25 protein-coding genes are annotated in these 21,671 nt (G+C 31.2%); 23 read left to right on the top strand and 2 right to left on the bottom strand.

All coding sequences use genetic code 11. The annotated features are described in order from the left end of the window. Window positions 1–278 precede the first annotated feature (278 nt). From ACS3UD_RS16890 to ACS3UD_RS16915, 6 genes are all read left to right on the top strand, one after another. Entirely contained in the window at window positions 279–1,094 is an 816-nt protein-coding gene (locus tag ACS3UD_RS16890; RefSeq protein ID WP_308138469.1) for a hypothetical protein, read from the top strand. Window positions 1,095–1,680: 586 nt separating this feature from the next. Then, window positions 1,681–2,118, top strand: coding sequence for an NUDIX domain-containing protein (locus ACS3UD_RS16895; RefSeq protein WP_308138468.1), 438 nt, complete (start codon window positions 1,681–1,683; stop codon window positions 2,116–2,118). Between the two features lie 85 nt (window positions 2,119–2,203). Then, window positions 2,204–3,478, top strand: a complete 1,275-nt coding sequence (locus ACS3UD_RS16900; protein WP_308138467.1) for a hypothetical protein — start codon at window positions 2,204–2,206, stop codon at window positions 3,476–3,478. 223 nt (window positions 3,479–3,701) lie between these two features. Next, window positions 3,702–4,229: a GNAT family N-acetyltransferase gene (locus tag ACS3UD_RS16905; protein ID WP_308138466.1), complete on the top strand. Its 528-nt coding sequence runs from the start codon at window positions 3,702–3,704 to the stop codon at window positions 4,227–4,229. Window positions 4,230–4,285: 56 nt separating this feature from the next. Beyond that, the gene (locus tag ACS3UD_RS16910) at window positions 4,286–4,813 is read left to right on the top strand and encodes a GNAT family N-acetyltransferase (RefSeq protein WP_308138465.1); all 528 of its coding nucleotides are present in this window, start codon (window positions 4,286–4,288) and stop codon (window positions 4,811–4,813) included. Window positions 4,814–5,327: 514 nt separating this feature from the next. Next, a complete protein-coding gene (locus ACS3UD_RS16915; protein WP_308138464.1) occupies window positions 5,328–6,461 on the top strand; it encodes a hypothetical protein in 1,134 nt (377 codons plus the stop codon). Between the two features lie 39 nt (window positions 6,462–6,500). On the opposite strand, the gene ACS3UD_RS16920 is transcribed toward ACS3UD_RS16915, so the two are convergent. After that, the gene (locus ACS3UD_RS16920; RefSeq protein ID WP_308138463.1) at window positions 6,501–7,214 is read right to left on the bottom strand and encodes a hypothetical protein; all 714 of its coding nucleotides are present in this window, start codon (window positions 7,212–7,214) and stop codon (window positions 6,501–6,503) included. A gap of 173 nt (window positions 7,215–7,387) precedes the next feature. Beyond that, on the bottom strand, window positions 7,388–7,933 hold the full coding sequence (locus tag ACS3UD_RS16925; protein ID WP_308138462.1) for a hypothetical protein: 546 nt from the start codon (window positions 7,931–7,933) through the stop codon (window positions 7,388–7,390). A 203-nt stretch (window positions 7,934–8,136) separates the two neighbouring features. Here ACS3UD_RS16925 and ACS3UD_RS16930 point away from each other — a divergent pair, with 203 nt between their 5' ends. The 17 genes from ACS3UD_RS16930 to ACS3UD_RS17010 all read left to right on the top strand — a co-directional run bounded on the left by ACS3UD_RS16930 (window position 8,137) and on the right by ACS3UD_RS17010 (window position 21,642). Continuing rightward, on the top strand, window positions 8,137–8,439 hold the full coding sequence (locus ACS3UD_RS16930; protein WP_308138461.1) for a hypothetical protein: 303 nt from the start codon (window positions 8,137–8,139) through the stop codon (window positions 8,437–8,439). A 467-nt stretch (window positions 8,440–8,906) separates the two neighbouring features. Then, window positions 8,907–9,833, top strand: a complete 927-nt coding sequence (locus tag ACS3UD_RS16935; RefSeq protein WP_308138460.1) for a DUF2935 domain-containing protein — start codon at window positions 8,907–8,909, stop codon at window positions 9,831–9,833. Window positions 9,834–10,016: 183 nt separating this feature from the next. Continuing rightward, the gene (locus ACS3UD_RS16940) at window positions 10,017–10,145 is read left to right on the top strand and encodes a hypothetical protein (RefSeq protein ID WP_308138459.1); all 129 of its coding nucleotides are present in this window, start codon (window positions 10,017–10,019) and stop codon (window positions 10,143–10,145) included. Continuing rightward, window positions 10,142–10,189: a hypothetical protein gene (locus ACS3UD_RS16945; RefSeq protein WP_440977771.1), complete on the top strand. Its 48-nt coding sequence runs from the start codon at window positions 10,142–10,144 to the stop codon at window positions 10,187–10,189. Before ACS3UD_RS16940 ends, ACS3UD_RS16945 begins: the two co-directional genes overlap by 4 nt. Window positions 10,190–10,833: 644 nt before the next feature. Then, window positions 10,834–11,340 (top strand): GNAT family N-acetyltransferase, encoded by a 507-nt coding sequence (locus ACS3UD_RS16950; RefSeq protein ID WP_308138458.1) that lies wholly within the window; start codon window positions 10,834–10,836, stop codon window positions 11,338–11,340. A gap of 403 nt (window positions 11,341–11,743) precedes the next feature. Beyond that, window positions 11,744–12,217, top strand: coding sequence for a cupin domain-containing protein (locus ACS3UD_RS16955; RefSeq protein WP_308138456.1), 474 nt, complete (start codon window positions 11,744–11,746; stop codon window positions 12,215–12,217). A 132-nt stretch (window positions 12,218–12,349) separates the two neighbouring features. Beyond that, window positions 12,350–13,114, top strand: coding sequence for an alpha/beta fold hydrolase (locus ACS3UD_RS16960; RefSeq protein WP_308140148.1), 765 nt, complete (start codon window positions 12,350–12,352; stop codon window positions 13,112–13,114). A gap of 97 nt (window positions 13,115–13,211) precedes the next feature. Next, entirely contained in the window at window positions 13,212–13,775 is a 564-nt protein-coding gene (locus ACS3UD_RS16965) for a hypothetical protein (protein ID WP_308138455.1), read from the top strand. A 456-nt stretch (window positions 13,776–14,231) separates the two neighbouring features. After that, the gene (locus ACS3UD_RS16970; protein ID WP_308138453.1) at window positions 14,232–14,696 is read left to right on the top strand and encodes a pyridoxamine 5'-phosphate oxidase family protein; all 465 of its coding nucleotides are present in this window, start codon (window positions 14,232–14,234) and stop codon (window positions 14,694–14,696) included. Between the two features lie 188 nt (window positions 14,697–14,884). Then, window positions 14,885–15,289 carry a FosX/FosE/FosI family fosfomycin resistance hydrolase gene (gene fosX, locus ACS3UD_RS16975; protein WP_308140147.1) on the top strand — a complete coding sequence of 135 codons (405 nt, stop codon included), beginning with the start codon at window positions 14,885–14,887 and terminating at the stop codon, window positions 15,287–15,289. Window positions 15,290–15,401: 112 nt separating this feature from the next. Beyond that, window positions 15,402–15,929, top strand: a complete 528-nt coding sequence (locus ACS3UD_RS16980; protein WP_308138452.1) for a hypothetical protein — start codon at window positions 15,402–15,404, stop codon at window positions 15,927–15,929. 315 nt (window positions 15,930–16,244) lie between these two features. After that, window positions 16,245–17,513 (top strand): hypothetical protein, encoded by a 1,269-nt coding sequence (locus ACS3UD_RS16985; RefSeq protein ID WP_308138451.1) that lies wholly within the window; start codon window positions 16,245–16,247, stop codon window positions 17,511–17,513. Between the two features lie 65 nt (window positions 17,514–17,578). Then, window positions 17,579–18,289 carry an ABC transporter ATP-binding protein gene (locus ACS3UD_RS16990; RefSeq protein WP_308138450.1) on the top strand — a complete coding sequence of 237 codons (711 nt, stop codon included), beginning with the start codon at window positions 17,579–17,581 and terminating at the stop codon, window positions 18,287–18,289. After that, window positions 18,290–19,033: an ABC transporter permease gene (locus tag ACS3UD_RS16995; RefSeq protein WP_308138449.1), complete on the top strand. Its 744-nt coding sequence runs from the start codon at window positions 18,290–18,292 to the stop codon at window positions 19,031–19,033. It begins immediately after the preceding gene. Between the two features lie 9 nt (window positions 19,034–19,042). Then, the gene (locus tag ACS3UD_RS17000; protein WP_308138448.1) at window positions 19,043–20,359 is read left to right on the top strand and encodes a sensor histidine kinase; all 1,317 of its coding nucleotides are present in this window, start codon (window positions 19,043–19,045) and stop codon (window positions 20,357–20,359) included. Window position 20,360: 1 nt separating this feature from the next. Beyond that, window positions 20,361–21,044 carry a response regulator transcription factor gene (locus ACS3UD_RS17005; protein ID WP_308138447.1) on the top strand — a complete coding sequence of 228 codons (684 nt, stop codon included), beginning with the start codon at window positions 20,361–20,363 and terminating at the stop codon, window positions 21,042–21,044. A gap of 190 nt (window positions 21,045–21,234) precedes the next feature. After that, a complete protein-coding gene (locus ACS3UD_RS17010) occupies window positions 21,235–21,642 on the top strand; it encodes a DUF2809 domain-containing protein (RefSeq protein ID WP_308138446.1) in 408 nt (135 codons plus the stop codon). The last annotated feature ends 29 nt before the right edge of the window (window positions 21,643–21,671 follow it).

Below are 21,671 nucleotides of genomic sequence, written 5' to 3' on the forward strand. Positions count from 1 at the left end.
ATATGGATAATACAGTATAATGAAATATCTTGTCCAAATAAAACTAAACAAATAAGTCGGTAAAATTTCCTTCTAGGCTAAAATGTGGTAGCTATTCAGCAAATCCAAATTGCGCAATATGTTTATAATTTGTATAATCACATTATAGCAATAATACTAAACTTAAAAATAAGTATTAGTGAATTAAGTGGCTTGCATGTTATAGCTAAGGGATTGAAAGATTGTAATTTTAATTGAAGAAGAGATAAAATTCATTGTAGTATTTGTCAGGAGGCATTATGAAGATTTTTTTTAGCGAAAGCGAAATTAACTACAACAATAATCACAAGTATGCATTTTTAAATTGGCGTTTTGATAACGGGCAAGGTTCAAATGACAAACGCAACCCTAAGCAGTCTGTGTTTGACAATTTTGAAATGGGGAAAGCATATTTAGCAAATGCCATTCTGACTCTTTATTCGATCGTTTATACACGCAATGGCTTTGATCAGGCGGATTCGCTAATTTTTCCGGCACTATTTAATGCTTGGCATAGTATTGAATTGTTGCTCAAAAGTGGTATAAATGCTCTTGCAATATTAAGCGATGGAAATCCTGCGGCATTAAATCATGATATTTTTACATTAAAAAATGCCTTTGTCGATGCCCTTAATGGTATTGGAATGAATACCACCGTTACAAACGGACTCGTCAATGTCAATTATTTGCTGAGCGAATTCAGTAAAGTGGGTGCACGCTTCGATTTTGCCAGATACACTTTTGATCCAAAAGGCAATTACCAATTTTATAATTCACCATATTCAGACTCTGAACAGTGGCAGATTAAACCGCCATCAGCTAACAATAATACAATCGTACCTAATACTTGCGTGGACATTGAAGCACTCCTTGAATTGCTATGCAATATAAACTCTTCTTTTAGAGAGTTGATTTTTTATTTAACTTGCTGCATAAGTGAATATGAAAAGCCGTGCAATGCGGGTTTTGACCAATTTAAAAAAACTAAAGATTGCGTTAGTGACAGCGATGGCTTTGTTGAAGAAAAAGATCCAATGATGAAAATAATGAACTATATTTACATGCAAATCTTGTAGCTGAAAATATTGAAAGAATGATGATTATAATTGCAATACAGGGAGATATCACAAATCTGATTATATAGTATAACAGATAAAATTGTTTTTACATAGTACTTTTCAAGAATAAGCATAACCGGAAATTTGGATAAATCAAAACAGCTGCACATTATGTTTATAATATGAAAACTGAGGAGTTTCAATTATATTTCGTTATTAAGCGAATTTGTCCAATATGGACGGTTCTTTCCGGACAATTTTTTAAATACATATGCTATTATTAACGGTGTCTAAAAGGTGTTATTCCTATAAAATTTACCCTAAAATTGAACTTTTTATGATTTAAACCGTCTATTTAAACATAGGCTTCAATGTTTGATGTTTTAACGAGTACTTATTTAGTCAAACCTTGTTTTAAAGCTACAATTTGTAGTTTAAAACCTAAATTTAAATAATATAATTGACTTAATAGACACCTTTTGACTATAAAAACTGAGAGGTGTTTTTTATGGCAAAAGCAACTAAAGAGGTTATAGGGTATGCAAGGCGATACAACCTATAAGTTGGTTTTAATTGACAATAGATATTAAATGGAGGAACTTAATTGAAAGTAAGAAAATGTGCTCGAGCAGTAATTTTTAATGAAAAAAATGAAGTTTTACTAGAAAAATTTGAGTTTCCTAAAGTGAAAGGTAATAAGGTCTTATGGGTTACACCTGGTGGTGGATTGAAAGATGATGAAACATATGAAATGGCTTTAGAAAGAGAGTTATATGAGGAGCTTGGGCTGAAAGTGACAATAAATAGTGACCCTATATTAGTAAAAGATGTATTGATTAAAGGTAAAATTGAAATGTTTAATAGCCATGAAGTATACTATTTATTAAATTTAAATTCTAATCAAGTATTTAGCATAAAAAATATGACTAAAAATGAAATAGATACTTTACAGGGTATAAAATGGTGGGCTTTACAAGAGCTAAAAGAAATAACAAATTTTGCACCACCTGAGATTAAAGAAATACTGGAAAAAAACATTTAAAACCAGAATTGCAATAATATAATTATTTGAGATAAAGTTATTGCCCAATAGAGAGTTGAAATTATAATGAAATTCAGGAGCATTTATGAAAACAAATAATGCAAAATTAAAAACCATATTGATTATAGCAGCATTTTTAGGCGTATCAATTTATATGAAATTAAATCCAGATATATTGGTTTCTTCGGAATTTAAAGAAAGAATGTATTATGATTTCAAGTCTTATGAAGAAGAAATTGAAGGCCTAGATGAAAAATTATCAAGCATTATAATTGCAAATGAATATAATCCAAATAAATTGCTGTTAAATGTGAAAACGTTAAATAATTTTGTCAAATCAAAAAATAATGCTGCAAGGATTGGAAAATATAGTTTAAGTTATGAGTACTATGATATTTACGGCAGATACAACGATAATATAGAGTACATTTTCCAGGACGGTATTATTAATACATCAGAGCAGGAATACATAAATAATCTGTATGACTATAATAAAGAAATAATTCAGGAATTTAACATTATCATGGAGCCTCTGAACAGGGAGGACTATACTTCCAGACAATTCTATAAAAATATTATAAATATTTATGAAGAATTTTCACTTAATGCTGACGAAATTTTGAATGGTGAGAATTACAGCATGCTGAGGAATTATAGTGGTGACTTTTCTGATTTTGACACAGGAAGAGCTGAAAAATTTGTCAAAGACATTTTTTCCAAAGTCGTGCCCGGACGCAGGCTAACTTATAATAATATGGATGATTTAAATGATTACAGACTACTATTTGCAACATATGATGCTGAAGAAGAAATTAACGCTTCAGCAATAAATAATGATCCTCAATATGTAATAGAGTATGATAAGAGAAGCAGCGAGGTTTATTTAAGGTTAGTCGGTAGGGTTACTCCGACTTATGTACTTAAGGAAGATGAAGTTGATTCCATTGCTCAAGATATAATCAAAAGATTAAATTATCAAGGTGATTTATATGAGAAAACTGTTAGCAATTTTAATATTCCGCAGCTGGCAAGCATCAAGTATTCATACATTAATAAAAAAGATGACGTATGGGATAAGCGTCAAGATATGGAATTGGAATTGGATTCCTATGGACTAGTTATTCAATTACATATTTTTGACAATGATGGTAACGTAAAATTAGACTTCATCGAGATAAGTGACATTACTACCCTTATTCAAAAACAAGCAGACATAAATGATATTTATAAAACAAGAAATATTGACGGTGAGCTGGAATATATTATAAATGTTAATTATAAGGACACTGATTATAATTTGATAATTGACGGCACAACCGGAGAATTTAAAAGTTCTCAAATAGATAAGGCTGTGCAGTAATGTACTACAATTACAATAATAAAGAAGATGGATTTTTGAAAGTGATGGCAATGCCAGGGTCATTGACGCTGAAAGCTGTTTAGATGAATTAAGTATGGGTGTAATTAAAGATTATGTTTTCTACGTTGCTACAGGTGGGAAGCAATATTTAAACTTAAATGTTATTAATAAAGATGAACTATGATAGAATAGAAATGAATAATGATAATATTAGGAGGACAATATGGATTTTATAATCAGGCCAGTTGAAATTGCAGATGCTAAAGGAATAAATGCACTTCGCCGTATGCCGGGTGTATTTGAGAATATACTTGGTATACCATCTGAACGGGTAAAAAGCAGTGAAGACTTTCTTATGAATATGGACAGGAATCATCATCAATTAGTTGCAGTAGCTACGTCGCCGGAAGGCGTGGAAGTAATAATAGGTACTATCGGGCTTGAGACTAATGCAAATCCAAGAATGCGCCACAGCGGCGGAATTGGAATCATGATTCACAAGGATTATCAGAATGCCGGTGTTGGAACAGCATTAATGAAAGCTATAATAGACATTGCTGATAATTGGCTTATGCTTATTAGACTTGAGTTATCTGTGTTTGAAGATAACGAGAGAGCAATTCACTTATATGAAAAGTTCGGGTTTAAAAAAGAAGGACTTAAACGCCTTGCAGTTATACGAAATGGGAAATATGAAAATGAATACATCATGTCCAGAATTTTAGAGAATTTAGACAAAGCTTCACGATAACTCTGTAATAATTTTTATAAAGTGTTAAAGACCAAAAATGATTTAGAGGCAATGAAATGAATAGACTGAAATTAGTTTTACCGAATGTTACACATAAAGGAATTATATTGGATTACAAAGAAGAATTTATTATAAATAAAGATAGTATGGATGGGACAGCAGGGTTATCAACTTATAAAACTTTTGAAGAGTGGTATGAGGCTTTCAACGATAATTTACATGATGAAACAGTTAGGGAAGGGTTAGTTTCGGCAACAACATATCTTGCTTTAGATGAAAATGAAAAGTTAATTGGAATGATTGATATTAGACATAGGTTGAATGACAATTTGTTAAATTTTGGAGGCCACGTTGGGTATAGTGTTAGAAAATCAGAAAGAAGAAAAGGCTTTGCAACTGAAATGTTGAAATTGGCATTAGAAAAGTGTGTCGAATTAAATATAAAAGAAGTTCTTATTACTTGCGATAAAAACAATATTGCTTCTGCTAAGACTATTATTGCGAATGGCGGAATATTAGAGAATGAGGTATTTGACCAAAATGATAACACCATGACACAAAGGTATTGGGTAACATTATCATAATTAGACAAATTCTATTTAAGGATAAGTCGTTAGCATATTTACATAATAAATAAATTTACTTTTTCAATACTGGTGAAAATCCAGCCATGCTTACAAATTCAGAGGAGTTTTATCATATAAGTATGGACTTTTTTAAACAGTAAATTCCAATTTGTAATTGAATTGTTTTCTCATTCGTTACAAGTAAAAAGTAAGCTCCATAAAGGAACTTCAATAATATAATTTTAGGGTGTTAAAGTTATCAAGAATAAGAAATGGATTCTTGCAATAGGTATGATTCTTGTTTTGATAATATATGTTGTGATTATAATCGCCTTGTAGCATACGGATATTTATATTTTTACCCATATTTTGTACGAAAAACAATTCTTAGAAATGTAGTTGACGTAGATATCGGTTATCGTAGCGCAATGGCAGTCGATAAAAATGGAATTCTGTGGGGCTGGGGGAGTTTCCCTTATACAGTCAGATATAACCTTGCAGTCCAAACAAAGACATTAACGGAGGTTCGAAATTGAAGAAAAAATTTAACACCTTGACAAATTACTTTCTCATAGGAATTGCTTGTTTACATGTTATTTTATTTTTTATACCCATTGATATTAAACCGGGAGAATATAAAATGATGGCTGAATCAAATGGCAAAGCAGAAACATATTTCGTGATTTCACCAAATGGTACCTTGGTAGGATGGGGCGGAAATGATTATCGCCTTGTAGCAAAAGGGTATTTATATTTTTATCCATATTTTGCGCGAAAAACAATTCTTAGAGATGTTGTAGATATCGATATTGGATGGCGTAGTGCAATGGCAGTTGATAAAAATGGATCTCTTTGGGGATGGGGAGCTTATCCTAGCCCTCTACAGGAAAAGGACACTCTTTTAAGTCAATTAAATAGACATCCAGAGAAGATAATGGAAGATATTCTTGCGGTTGAACTTAATATTTTCACCGCTATTGTAATAAAAACAGATGGAAGCCTATGGACATGGAGTAGCAAAAGAGGAGAAGAGGCACATAATGGACCTACAATGATTATGCAAAATGTGAAATCCATTTACTCAAGTTCCGAAAACTCTTTTGCTATTCAAAATAACAATGACCTTTATGCCTTTACTTTCTCATTTGGTGATATGGTTCGTAATCCAACTCTCATTGCATCGGGGATAAAGGATATCTCTATTGTATTTCCGAATATATATCAGTTTTTGACAACTGAGGGGGAAGTCTTTCTTTATCATATTGAGCCTTTTTACTATGATGAGCCTACCGGATATAGTAATAATCATTTTGAAGTAGTTAAGATATCTCAGGATGCAGCAGTTGACAATGTTCGAAATTTGTGTGGTAGAGGATTAATTAAAAATGATGATTCATATTGGCGTTGGGAGAAGGATGAGATGGGAGAACCAGTATTAATAAAACAGCGAGAAAATGTAGCCTACATTGGGGGTACATACGGTGAAACTGTTATAACGATAACAAGAAACGGAAAGATGTACGCAGAGCCAATGTTTGATAATTTGCCAATGATTCCTCAGTCCATGCGCACAGTATCACCAACTCTAAGAAATTTATTTTTAATGATTGCTTTTATAAAGATAATCGTGAACAAATATTATTTTAAAAACAAGCTAATTGATTAAATAATGCACATAAAGGGCTGCACATGCAGCCCTTTATGTTTAGTTTTTGTTCTTTAGAGAAATAATTTGAGGCACTTCACGAGATAAAACAGAGACATACAGGTTAATGTCTTCTCCACGTAACTGAGTAGATCTACCACCATCAACCATCATGCCATGCCAGTAACCACTGGAACCTCCATCAGTAATACCGGCATATTCCATCATTGCTCTGCGCAAATCAAACACTGCAGTCGTAAGAATTCTACTTGCTATAAGATATACATCCTTGGTGTTGGTATTTATAAGGATACCTGCTCTAGCAGACCCTCCATCTAAATCCTTAACTTGGTCAGAATTGAGTTGTGCTTCGTACTTAGCCTTCCATGAAGTATCGCAGAGAAACAGCGCAACACCGCCTTGAGCCCATGAGCCGCTTGTTTTAGGAACATTGCTAGAAGAATCATAGATAACGTTAGTATAGTGTGCCAAAGAAGTTCCATTCCATGAAATAATGGATTTTCCTACTAGATTTGTAGTGCCCCCAGTAATTGAACCGACAGGATTACCATCTTGATAAGCAATGTTCTGAACATCTTTGTTGGTGGAAGTAGTATCGTAGAAGCTTGCATTCATTCCATAGTAGGTTGTATCACGAATCTTCTCTGGTGGATTAAAGCCTACTAGTTTGATATTGCTGGCTTTTGTTTTGATAATTTTGAAATCTCGACCAGCACTGTCTGTAAAATCTATGCAAGTATGATTAGTTGCCATAATAAATCACTCCTATTATTTTTAGTCCATAGCTTACTTGGACATATATTAAAGAGTGCTTTATAGCGAAGAAGTAAACCTGCAGTATATATTTTGTTATCTTAGTTGTGAAACTTAGAAATAATGAATTAATTATTGATATTAAAAGTACGATATTTAATACTAAAATATTCCTAAATATTGTTTTGGTGTTCTTCTACAAATTTTAATGCGATTCTTTTTTTTATTTTACCTACAGCTTGTTTACTTATTCCTATTAATTTTGATATTTCTGTGTTTGAGTAACCATTTAAGGAATATAAAAAAACTTTTTTTTGATTTCCAACTAAATTTTCAGCCATATAATTAATAAATTCTGAGCCTTCAGATGGTAGTTCCTCTTTATATTTATCGATATAATCAATGATATCTGTATTTATTAATACTTCATGGGAGTTAATATACGAATTTTTTTTTGATAAGCGAATATATTCGTGTTTTATACTGATTTGGATATACTTAACTGCAGTACGTTCTTCAAAATTTTTAAATTTTTCTAAATTCAATTTATTTATTAGTGTGAGCATAAATATAATTAGGTCCGTTTTTGCACAATAGTAATTTAATTTTCTTGCATAATAATCGATTGAATTTCTAAATTTTTCAAGTATTAATAGCTTGCTTTTTTCCTCATTGTTTTTTACAGCGTTTAATATTAACTCATATAAAGGTTGTTTCAATTCTATCAATCCTTTTTTATTCCAATACTAATTTTTATATGCAATATTTGTAAAAGGGGTTTGATATTTGAATAATTAAGGTAACTGTAATAAAGTACAGGAGTATGTATTTGGAGGAATATTATTAAGAGTATACTCCTAGGCAATTCTATAAAAATATTATAAATATTTATGAAGAGTTTTCACTTAATGCTGAAGAAATTTTGAATGGTGATAATTACAACATGCTGAGGGATTATAGTGGTGACTTTTCTGATTTTGACACAGAAAGAGCTGAAAAATTTGTCAAAGACATTTTTTCCAAAGTCGTGCCCGGACGCAGGCTAACTTATAATAATATGGATAATTTGAATGATTACAGACTACTATTTGCAACATATGATGCTGAAGAAGTTAATGCTTCAGCAATAAATAATGATCCTCAATATGAAATAGAGTATGACAAGAGAAGCAACGAGGTTTATTTAAGGTTAGTCGGTAGGGTTGCTCCGACTTTATGTACTTAAGGAAGAGGAAGTTGATTCCATTGCTCAAGATATAATCAAAAGATTAAATTATCAAGGCGATTTATCTGAGAAAACTGTCAGCAATTTTAATATCCCTTAGCTGGCAAGCATTAAATATTCATACGTTAATTTATCTTCTTGCTATGGAAATCCATGACGGAAGCTAAATAAGTCCAGCCATTTTTAATGATATAGTGTAGGGGATATCAGTCTACTGAGCTTCCTGAATTGTATAAATCTATAATCTGTTTTTTAAATTCTTCCGTATAACGGGTACCATTTTTGGACATTGTTTAACACGCACCTTTCATTGTATTTATATTTTATCGTGTCAAACTTTTCGTCTCCAAACTTATATACTAACACCAATACCAGATAGTATTTTAACTAAAAATTTATTCGCGTAACAGTTCATATGTAATAATCATAAAATATATTAAAAAATATATTTTAGGAGGAAATATAAAATGTCTTTAAATATAGACTTTGTCCGAAAATCATTAGAACTGCATCTTTTTTTTGCTCGAATAATGAAAGAACATTCATTTTTTCTTCAACTGGGATTTACGCCAAGGGATAGTATGTATACACAGGAAGCAAATATGTTTAGAAGAGAGTTTGATGATTTGTTAAGTGAAGTAATATTGCTTTCTGATGGTGTTGTAAGCAGTGGGGTTCTTCATTCTGGAGAAGTAGTAACTCCATATACTATGGATGCGGAAAAAGCTTCTTCGTTTTACACAGGAGTAAATATTCCCGTTGAACTAACGATGCAGGAATATGAATTAACGAGTAACTATAATAGAGTTACAAACCCATATTTAGAGGACAGAGTACACAATGTTAACAGAAAAGCAATAGTTTTAATTTCAAAATTAATTCAGTTTAAAAGTGAAATTTTATCAAATGTTTTATCATGCAAAATGTTTACAGTAAATTATCCTCTGTTAATAGACCATATAATGAGGGAAGCTAAGCTATATTTGCATATGGTTCAAAGACTCAACAACAGAGAAATTATTAATTTAGAGAATGAAGCTTTAGAACAGGAAGCATTTTGGAACAGAATTATGGCTGAACATTCTAAGTTTATTAGAGGGCTATTGGATCCTACCGAAGAAGAGTTATTTAAAACAGCCAATAATTTTGGTAATGAATTTGATAATTTAACAACCGAATCATTGGCTGCCATGAATAGAACTATTCCATTAGATAAAGTTACTAAGGACAGTTTGCAGGCAACTCAAGCAATCCGTGATTTCAAAGCACAGGGAACGGAAGGCTTACTTGATTGTAAAATCAAATCTATTATAATACCTCTGTTAGGTGACCACACATTGCGTGAAGCGAATCATTTCTTAAGATTATTAGCATCATATGAAAAAAATGTATAAAAATGTTTCGTTTTACAATACAAAGCTGCTGAATTATAAGGTAGTTTTGTATTGTATTGTTAAGGTTAGAAAAAAGAATCTTAAGGCACAAAATGTTTGTGTATGCTAACACAACTATTTTTTAAAAATTTACTTGACAATACTACTGATTAGTAGTAAAGATAATTTATTATAGGAGATAATATGACAGTTAATAAAGTATTAGGAATTGTAGCTCTGATTAATTATCTTCAGCTATCATCTAAGACTAATGGCCATTTAAATAACAGTGCTTTAAATATTCTAAATGAAAGATATGCCGAGGAGAAATAACAGAAGAAGAATACAATCAGAAAAAATCACAATTAAAAAAATAATATAATTAGTTTATAAAAAGGAAATACCCATATAGGCATTTCTTTTTTGTTGAATCAATTGGAAGTGCTTTATTATGAAAAAATTTCTATTTAAATTTTTAAATACATATACTGTTATATTTAAGTAATGGTGTCAAAAAGGAGCTATTACTATAAAATTTACCTGAAATTGAACTTTTTATAATTTAAACCGTCTATTTAAATATAGGTTTCAATGTTTGATGTACGAAAAAGGATACAATTTTGAAGTCAAATTAAACATTGTATCATACAAGATGAAACAGAAAAGGAAGATGTTGCTGAAGAAATAATTCAATTTACGGAAAAAACAAAGAATGGAAAGTTTCCGAATATAGAGATATCAAATTGCCTTAAGCCCTAACGGGAAATGACAATGGGACGGAGAGATTGTCATTTCAGAATTATTTGATATTTGAGAATGTGCTATAAAATGGATTGAGCATGGCGGCAATGCCCTGGCCATTAATGATAAAATATATTTAGATGAAGTGAGTATGGGTGTAATTAAAGATTATTTTTTCTACGTTGCTACAGGTGGGAAGCAATATTTAAACTTAAATGTTATTAATAAAGATGAACTATGATAGAATAGAAATTAATAATGATAATATTAGGAGGACAATATGGATTTTATAATCAGACCTGTCGAAATTGCAGATGCTAAAGGAATAAATGCACTTCGCCGTATGCCGGGTGTATTTGAGAATATACTTGGTATACCATCTGAACGGGTAAAAAGCAGTGAAGACTTTCTTATGAATATGGACAGGAATCATCATCAATTAGTTGCAGTAGCTACGTCCCCGGAAGGCGTGGAAGTAATAATAGGTACTATCGGGCTTGAGACTAATGCAAATCCAAGAATGCGCCACAGCGGCGGAATTGGAATCATGATTCACAAGGATTATCAGAATGCCGGTGTTGGAACAGCATTAATGAAAGCTATAATAGACATTGCTGATAATTGGCTTATGCTTATTAGACTTGAGTTATCTGTGTTTGAAGATAACGAGAGAGCAATTCACTTATATGAAAAGTTCGGGTTTAAAAAAGAAGGACTTAAACGCCTTGCAGTTATACGAAATGGGAAATATGAAAATGAATACATCATGTCCAGAATTTTAGAATAAGTAAAATTCAAATATTTATCTAGCACTGAACATGTAAAGGAGTGAATAATTATAATGAATTTTAGTACAATTAAATATACTATTACTCTTATTATACTTGGAATAGTATCTATCTCTACAGGAGAAATAGTAACTTTTGTAATGCTATGTTTTATAATAGTAATTTTAACTAATATACATAATGTATTAAAAAGAATTTTAGAGAATTTAGACAAAGCTTCACGATAACTCTGTGTTGTGAAGTGTTCTATGTTGAATATAAAAACCGCAACAAAAAGACCATTTATGATTCTATCTGATTTTATGGCGGTATATCAGTTCGTGATTGATATGGAATATGTGTTTTTTTCCGGGGGCTCAGATAAGACAATGAGTCACGGAAATATGATTTGGGAGGGAAAGTATGAGAGACAATATTTTAATTGTTAATGAAGAAGATATCGCGCAAAAATTCAAAAATGAACATGAACCTTATGCCTATTCAAAACGTGAAGTTGCATGTCGAAAAGATTTTGAACAATGTTGTGTTGCTGTTTATGAAATACCACCTAAAAAATCCAACTATCCGTTACACTACCATACAGCAAATACAGAAGTATTTTATATTATTCAAGGAAAAGGGGTATTAGTTACTACAGATGGTAAAAAAGCAATAAAACAAGGGGATTTTATTGTGTGTCCACCTACTGAAAAATCAGCACATAAAATAATTAACACATCAGAAAATGAAATATTGAAGTATATTGACTTTGATACAATTAATTCGCCTGATACAATATATTATCCGGATTCTGGGAAGGTTGGAATTGTTATTCACAATAAATCAAGTAATTTCTATAGAATTGCAGAAGAAGTAGACTATTACGATGGAGAATAAGTATTAACAGTATAGGAATCATGGAGGAAAGTTATCTTAAAATGGTATTAGTTGAAGGAAAAGTTTAATGCGCAAAGTAAAAGCTTTGCTTATAAATACGATAATGTATGCAATTTGGAAGGATTTAATTATATGGGATATTTTAATTTTAATAACAAGCAAGTATATTATAAGGAATTTGGTACAGGTATACCCTTACTATTTCTTCATGGGAATACAGCTTCCTCAAACATGTTTGCGGGAATTGCGGAGAAGTACAAAAATTGTTTTAAAGTGATTTTGATTGATTTTTTAGGACATGGAAAATCAGACAGATTGAATGAATTTCCCATTGATCTGTGGTTTAACGAAGCCGAGCAGGTTATTGAATTTTTGCGTAAAAGGCAATATTCAAAAGTAAACATTATCGGCAGTAGTGGCGGTGCGTTGGTTGCTATCAATGTTGCATTGGAAGCACCTGAACTTATTAATAAAGTAATTGCCGACAGTTTTGAGGGAGAAAAACCGATTAATGCATTCACAGAGAATGTTAAGGCGGATAGGGATTTTTCTAAGCATGATGAAAATACAAAAATGTTTTATGCCTGTATGCACGGTTCTGACTGGGAACAAGTTGTTGATAATGATACCAATGCCATTATCAGACATGAAAAAGAAATAGGTGTATTTTTTCATAAACCTCTACAATTCTTGAAAGCAGATATTCTATTGACTGGTAGTGAAGAAGATGAATTTGTATCTGCTCTATCTCCTGATTATTATAAAAAAGTTTATGGAGAGCTGATTGAAAAAATCGGACATGGTAAAATTCATTTGTTCAATACTGGTGGACATCCAGCCATGCTTACAAATTCAGAGGAGTTTTATCATATTAGTATGGACTTTTTTAAACAGTAAATTGCAATTTGGAATTGAATTGTTTTCTCATTCGTTACAAGTGAAAATTAAGCGTCGTAAAAGGAATTTAAATAATATAATTTTAGGGGTTAAAGTTATGAAGAATAAGAAATGGATTTTTGCAATAAGTATGATTCTTGTTTTGACAATATATGTTGTGATGTCTCGTCCTCAAGATGCTGTAACTTCAATGGAAAAACTAATCTCAAAAAATATTAATACCAATCAATCGATAACTATATATAATTCGATTGTTATTGATAACCATAGACTCGTGAGCTATATACTAAGTAGCAAAGATGAGTATCAAGGTGTTGGCTATGCACATTTCAAAGTAAATAATAAAGGCAAATATGAACTTCTTAATGTTATTGAACCAGACAAAATTACTGAAAAAGCAAGCAATATTACTATATATGAGTTTAATAAGGTAAGAGAAGAAATTTCGGAGCTCATAACTAATGAAGTTTCAATTAATAAAAGCTTATTTATTATCAGTAATAATCCCAATCTTAGCAGAATAGAGCGAATAATGGATAATGGAGAAATTAAAAGCAAAGAAATTAATGTTAACCCATCTATTAGCTTTTTTGACGATTTAGATGGTAATAATAAAGCTGAATACAATTTTTATAATGAGAGCGGAGATATTATTGAATGACAAGGTGATGGAAAAGTCTTTCTTTATTCGGATGATGGATACGAAAATAAAGCGTTTACAGTTGCAAATACTCCTTATATGACAGTAGTTGATAACGTTCGTACTCTATGCGATGGCGGTTTAATTAAAAATGATGATTCTTATTGGCGTTGGCAGGAATCTGAAAGCGGTGAAATGGTATTAATAAAACAGCAAGAAAATGTAGCCTATGCTATAGGATCTGTTATAATTATAACAACTGATGGTAAAATGTATGGAGCTGGACTATACCTTATATTGCAGGTGTATATGCACTATCTTGTCAGGTAAATCCGGATATTACATATGATGAATTTTGGAATATTGCAATAGAAACAGGTAATTCGGTTGATATGCAATTAAACGGACATGAATACACTATGAAAAAAATCATTAATCCGTCAGGAATAATTGATAGAATTTTAAAGGAGATTGATAATGACCAAATATGAAAAAAGTTTATATATTTTGGAAGAGTTATTTGCAAGAGATTATCAATTTGCTTTAGCAACATCAAATGATAATATTCCGTCGGTCAGGTTTGTTGATACTTTTTATGATGATTGTGCCTTTTATATTGTTACCTACGCAAAATCAAAGAAAGTAAAAGACATTGAAAAAAATCCTGAGATATCAATGTGCAATAAACTATATAGATTCAGTGGTATTGCTCGCAATATAGGGCATCCATTATTAGAAGAGAATCATGCAATCAGACAGAAATTGATAGAAGTGTTTGAACCATGGTATTTTGCGCACAATGACGAAAATGATGAAAATATGTGTTATGTAAAAATAGAATTAAAACAAGGTTTCTTTTATAAAGAAGATATCGGATATAAAGTTGATTTTGAAGAACGAAAAGCTGAAGAATTTCCATTTAAAGTTGATATAATCGATTAAATATTAGAAGGTTCATCAAATTTCATAAATAAGATTTTAGTAAAAAATTGTAAGAGATAATATTTTGATTGTTAATAAAGAAAATATCATGCAAGAACACAAAAATGAAAATGACTCTTATGCTTATTATAAACGTGAAATTTCATGTTGAAATCTGGTTTTATGTAGAAGAGAAAGGGGCATTAAATTTGATATCTGAAATTAGTCATATAACATTTATTGTTGAAGATTTAGATAAGGCAACAACCTTTTTTGAAAAAATATTTGAAGCTAAAGAAGTATATAATAGCGGAGAAAATAAATTTTCTATATCAAAAGAGAAGTTCTTTTTAATAAAAAATCTTTGGATAGCTGTTATGGAAGGCAACCAATGCGAAAGAAGTTATAACCATATAGCATTTAAAATAGATGAATCAGATTATGAAATGTATCTTAAGAGAATAGAAAAGCTCGGATTAGAGATAAAAAGAGGAAGGGACAGAGTTACAGAAGAGAGTCGTTCAATATATTTTTATGATTATGATAACCATCTTTTTGAACTGCATACAGGTACTCTAGAAAACAGACTTCTTCATTATAAGAAGTTTAACTAAAAATTGTTACTGCTGCATTATTACTGCTTGTCAGAGGTTATATTATAACTTTACAAAAATTAAGTGCAAATAGGGGAGTTATATTTGTTTAGTGTTATTTAGGAGGGCTTGTGTGAGAAGAACAGTGATTTCAATAATAATATTAGTATTACTTTCTATAAGCATATTTATATTTAGTTATGAAAAAATGTCCGAAGTAAATAATGAGGTATTTAAGTTCCATAAAGAAACAATAGCCGAAAAAGAAGGACATGATATAAATGATTTTTATATTAGTGAATTGACTATAGATGTGTATAGAGGGTTTTGGCTTGAAGATCAAATAGTAACTACTGATAATCCGGAAATTATAAATAATATTTTGAGTATTATAGAAAACATAGGGGTAAGGAAATCAGTGTTTTCAAATAATATGCAGACAACTTATCATCCTAAGGCTAAAGAGACCTATATATTGCATTTTAAAAGTAACTATGATACTTACTATGATATTTATATTTATGATAGAAAACAATTAGGTATCAGGGGAAGAAATTATGAAGTTTATAAAATTATATCAGGATATGCTTATGAAGAATTATTTAATATAATCACTGGAGAAATTCAAGAAATAAATATTATGACAGAACCAATGAGATAGCACATACTGTTGGCGAAAGTCACCAATGGCAAGGCTTTTGAAAATAAATTATATAAATATGAAGCAGGTAAGCTTATAGAGAAATAGAATTTTAGAGAACTTTTGGGACAGACCTTAGAGCGATATTTTTTTCATCACTCTAAGGTCTGTATTCAAAGTTACTCTCGGTCTTTTTATTTAATAGGAAAAACTTAAAATTAATAAATTGTTAATAATTAGTTTATAGTTATTCAAGACTGACAATGTATTATGTATATACAATTACATAAACGTTTATGATTATAGGGTGATTAATTATATATTGGAGGCAGGAAAATGAATTTTAATAAAAGATCAGCTATATTTGCTGTTTTTATTCTGGGTGTATTGGTTTTTGCAACATCAGCCTTTGCAGATATCATGCTTGGTTCGGGATATCACAGCTTGAAAGATTCTGCAAAGACAACAATGGAAAGATTGACAAACGAGGTTGATAACTTTAATGTTGATGTCATTATATCTTTAAAAGTTGATGGAGAAACTTTTATAGAATCAACTGATAATACAAAATTTGACATTGCAAATCAAGCTCAGGAAACAAGCGGAACAAATCTTGAAAAAGGTGAAATAAGGGATAGATATATGTACATTGATGAAAATCAGTATATATATAAAAATTTCGAGGATGGTTCATATAATGTTATAAAGAAACAAAAATCTGATAATAGTGACAGAAAAATATTTGAAAATCCCTTTGAAGAAGAACAAGTAATGGATGCAGAAAAAATTATGGATGCGTTTGTAGGAAGCCTAGAGGATATTATTCAAATCGAGGAATCAGGCGGAAAGAAAATGTATATGGGTAATATATCAAACACAGAAATCCCTCCTCTTGTGAATGCTGTTTCATCCTTTGCATTAAAATATTCAATAATTAGTGAATATACGGCGAAAAGGCTGGAGGTTCCATACCCTAAATCAAATATCTATGTTATAGAAGCATCAGGCAAGGCAATTGAAAATGAAGAGGGAATTATAGAAAGTGGTATTTTTACTGCAAGTATGTCAGCAGAGGACAATAGCGGTACTGAACACATTTATACTGTTGAATTTTCAATTGACATAAAAGATATTAATAATACAGTTGTCACAGCTCCAAACTTAGCCGGACAAAAAGTTACTTATACTAAAGAAGGCTTTGAATTTGATACGAAATATATCGGAAAATATAAAAACGACATTGTGAAAGAGGTGGATAATTCTTTTGTAAAACAAGGTGAAAGAATAATAGAGATAACCTCTGTTGATGACGACAGCATAAAAGGCAGATATTATGAGACTTATAATGAAGGATATGAACCTGATACGGTAAGAAACTTTGAGTTTACTTCAAAATATGGGGAGTCAAGACATTACACGGTACTGAATTATACGGACAGTAACGGCGAAAAGAAAAATGGAATTATCCATCGTGAAGGATTACAAAATATCAACGTATCATTTGACGTTGAATTTAGTGAAGATGATAATGGAAATGTGGATGGGTATTCATATTCAACTTATGATGATGATTTTGACAGTCGTTTCATCAAAATATTAGAATAACAGTATAATTAAAGGGCGTGAAGACTTTGATCTTTGCGTCCCTAAACCATTTGCGGGAGGTAATTTTGGATAAAGCAATTATAATCGAAAATCTTTCGAAAATTTATAAAAATAATCGCGGAATACAGGACATTAATCTGGAAATTGACCGTGGGGAAATATTCGGATTTTTAGGACCAAATGGAGCGGGGAAGACTACTGCAATGAAAGTTATGGTAGGCCTTATGAAAGCTGACAAGGGTGATGTTTTTTTAAACGGTTATAGAATTTCAAAGGACTATGAAAAGGCAATGAAAAAGGTCGGCTGCATTATAGAGAGCGTAACGCCCTTTCCTTATCTGACTGCATATGAAAATATGAAGCTGTGTGGACGGTTCCATGATGATGTGGATGGAGTGAGAATTGATGAATGTCTGGAGATTACAGGGCTTATTAAATATAAAAATGAGAAGATAAAGCACTATTCTTTGGGAATGAAGCAAAGAATCGGTATTGCTATGGCAATTATATCAAATCCTGAGATTTTAATTTTGGACGAGCCTTTAAATGGGTTAGATGTTGAAGGTATGGTAGAGATGAGGAAATTAATACTTAATTTGTCAGAACAGCACAAAACAACATTTTTCATATCCAGTCATTTAATACATGACATAGAGCTCACATGCAGTAAAGTTGGCATTCTGTATAATGGCAGGCTTTTAGGTGTAGACAGCACACATAGTATTCTAAAAAATTATTCTTCTTTGGAGAATTATTATTTAAGTGAGGTAATATGAATGCAGACTCTTAAAGCAATATACATAAACGAAATATTTAAAATATCTAAAAAGAAAAAGGTCATAGTAGCATTGATATTTTCTTTTTTATCAGTTATTGTTACAGCCATTGCAGTATATGCCTTGAATAATTTTGTAGGAATAGGTATAACGGGAAGCTCAGAATTTTCAATTATGGCTTTGACAGTTTTAAGCTACACATTTTTCCCTCTTTTTACTGTTTTTATCTGTGTTGATATGTTTGCCGGAGAATTTGCAGAGCATACGATTAAACTTACTATTACAGGACCTGCTTCAAGATTTAAGGTATTTTTGGGGAAAATTCTTGGAATTGCCGGATTTATTATGGCTAACCTCATTTTTGTAATGATTTTGTCCCTTATGATTTCTTTCTTTATAAACAGAAGTATGCCAAATTTTTTTAAAATATTAATTGCATATATCATGGAATTCTTTCCGATTTTTATCTTTGCATTGGCGGTTGTCTTGATTTCAAATATTACCAAGGGACCAACAAGTGCTTTTATGCTTTCTATTCTTGTGTTTTTGGTGTTTAATGGATTAGGCTTGGTTTTTCCGTACTTAAAAAGTTTATTATTTACATCCGCTTTTGATTGGTATAGATTGATATTAGGGAGCTATATAAATTTCAGCAAAATACTCAGGATATTTCTAATTTTGCTAGGTTACGGTATAATGTTATTTACAGCAGGATATTATCTGTTTGAAAATAAGGATATTTAGGACAATTTTATGGATTTAAAACAAAGATTTTTAACACAAAGTATGATGACGCTCATAGGCACAATTATTATTACCGGATGTGTCGGTTATGCCTATGTCTGCTTTTATAATTTATTAAACAAGTCTCCTATTTCCGGCGGCTTGGGGGAAACGGCCGTAATCGTTATGGAAGACGATAATATTATATATAATAATGAGGAATTCAGCAGACTGCAAATTAAAGAAATGCTGATGAATATAAGTGTTAAAAATAATTATTATGACAATGGGGATAGAAATTACAGCATAAATGCAGAAAGCTTTACAACATCAAATGGTGGCAAATATACGATAATAACTCTTAATCCTGTTATAAATGCAGATGATAATTATAGGTTCCTTATTGTGTTGGTTTTTATAACTTTTCTGATAGTCTTTGTTTCAGCAAGCACAGTTATACAAAAGCAAAATATGAAAAATATAATAAAGCCCATTACAAATTTAACAAGAGAAACTGAGAAGTTAAGAACCGGCGAGCTTGAAACAGCAATTACAGATTATGGCTATGGTGAGATTAGAGAGCTTGGAAGCGCTGTAGAACAGCTGCGTCTTCAGCTTAAAAATTCCATATACTATCAGCAAAAATATGACGAAAACAGGAAATTCCTAATATCAAGCATATCACATGATCTTAAAACCCCTGTTACATCCATAAGAGGATATATAGACGGAGTTCTGGACGGTGTTGCTGACACTGACGAAAAGAAGAAGTATTATTTATCAAAAGCCGTAGATAAAACAAAGCTGATAAACACCATGATAGAGGATTTGCTGCTATATTCCAAGCTGGATTTAAATCAAATGCCATTTGAAAAAGAAAAAGTTAATATTGTGAAATATATGGAAGGTTGTGTTGAGGATAGCTCAGCAGAATTTGAACGTGAAAATAAGAGTATAATTTTAGAGAATGAACTTTCAAATATATATTTCGTAACAATAGATAGTGAAAAATTTAAACGCGTGATACAAAATATATTAGATAATGCCAAGAGAAACATTGAAAAAGAATCCGGTCAACTGAAAATTATTTTAAGAGAAACAAATTCATCAGTTATAATAGAGTTTAAGGATAACGGCAAAGGAATCAGCAAGGATGACTTGCCCTATGTCTTTGACAGGTTTTACAGGGCAGATACTGCAAGGGCAGTTGAGGGTTCAAGCGGTTTGGGACTTGCAATTGCAAAGCAGATAGTGGAAGTCTCAGGTGGACGAATTTGGGCAATTTCTGAAATTGGCGAAGGTGCTTCCATTATTATTTCTTTAAAAAAGCTAATTGAGAGGAAATAGCATGAAAAGGATATTAATTATTGAAGATGATAAAAGCATATCAGAGCTGCAAAAGGATTATTTGGAAATGAGTGGCTATGAGGTTATTTGTGTTTTCGATGGTGACACCGGTCTTGAGTATATGAAAAATGATAGATTTGATTTGGTTATTTTGGACTTGATGCTTCCTCAAAAAGGTGGATTTGATATATTAAAAGAGATATACGATTCAAAACAAATACCGGTACTTATTGTGTCTGCAAAGTCCGATGAAATATATAAAATTAAAGGATTGAACTTAGGTGCTGATGATTACATAACTAAGCCTTTTAGCATGGGTGAATTGGTTGCAAGAGTAAACAGCCATCTGAAAACATATGAAAGGTTTAACAACAATTCAAAGAAAAAACTCATAAGAATAGGAGCGTTATATATTGATAAAGAGGACCGAAGAGTTTTTATGGAAGACACTGAAGTTTTTTTACCCCAGAAGGAATTTGATCTGCTTTTATTTTTAGCTGAAAATCCAAATAGAGTTTTTAGCAAAGAAGAGCTGTTTGAAAAGGTTTGGGGATATGATGCTTTGTCAGATACAACAACAGTAACCGTACATATAGCAAGAATAAGAGAAAAAATTAACACGAACCCTGAAGGATGCCAGTGTATTGAAACCGTATGGGGATCAGGATACAGATTTAAAATTTAGCATAATATTTTTCGATATAGGTGGAACTTATGAAACAAAAATATATTGATATTTATTACGTTTAAGTCTTGGTGTTTTATTCGCTGTTTACACGGCAAAATATTCATCACTGATCAAGCGTCTTAAAGAAGAAAGTAAAATTTTTGAATAAATAGGTAGGCCGAAAATGAGCTAGAGAAGAGGAAATACTGTGGATACTTATAGAAAAAACAAAGCTGGGAATAGAATAAAATATGCTGTGGCATTTATATTGCTTGTGTTAACAGAAATTTATATTGCGTTATATGTTCATGATGAATTTATTAGACCCTACGTAGGGGATATATTGGTTGTTGGTGTAATTTATTGTGCAATACGGATGGTTTTCTCAAAGAAATTTAAATTGCTGCCCCTTTGGATATTTTTATTTGCAGTGTTTGTTGAATTTCTGCAATATATTGGAATAGTTAATATTTTGGGACTGAATGGAAATGCGTTTTGTAGAGTGGCAATGGGTTCAGTATTTGACTGGAAAGACATTATATGCTACGGAGTAGGTTGCATATTATTGGCATTATATGAGAGAGCAGCAGACATTATCGATTTCAAAAATATTTAGGAACATATTTATTATAATAAGTATTTTTA

The organism is Sedimentibacter sp. LTW-03 (assembly GCF_052059825.1).
In the GTDB taxonomy this organism is placed as follows: domain Bacteria; phylum Bacillota; class Clostridia; order Tissierellales; family Sedimentibacteraceae; genus Sedimentibacter.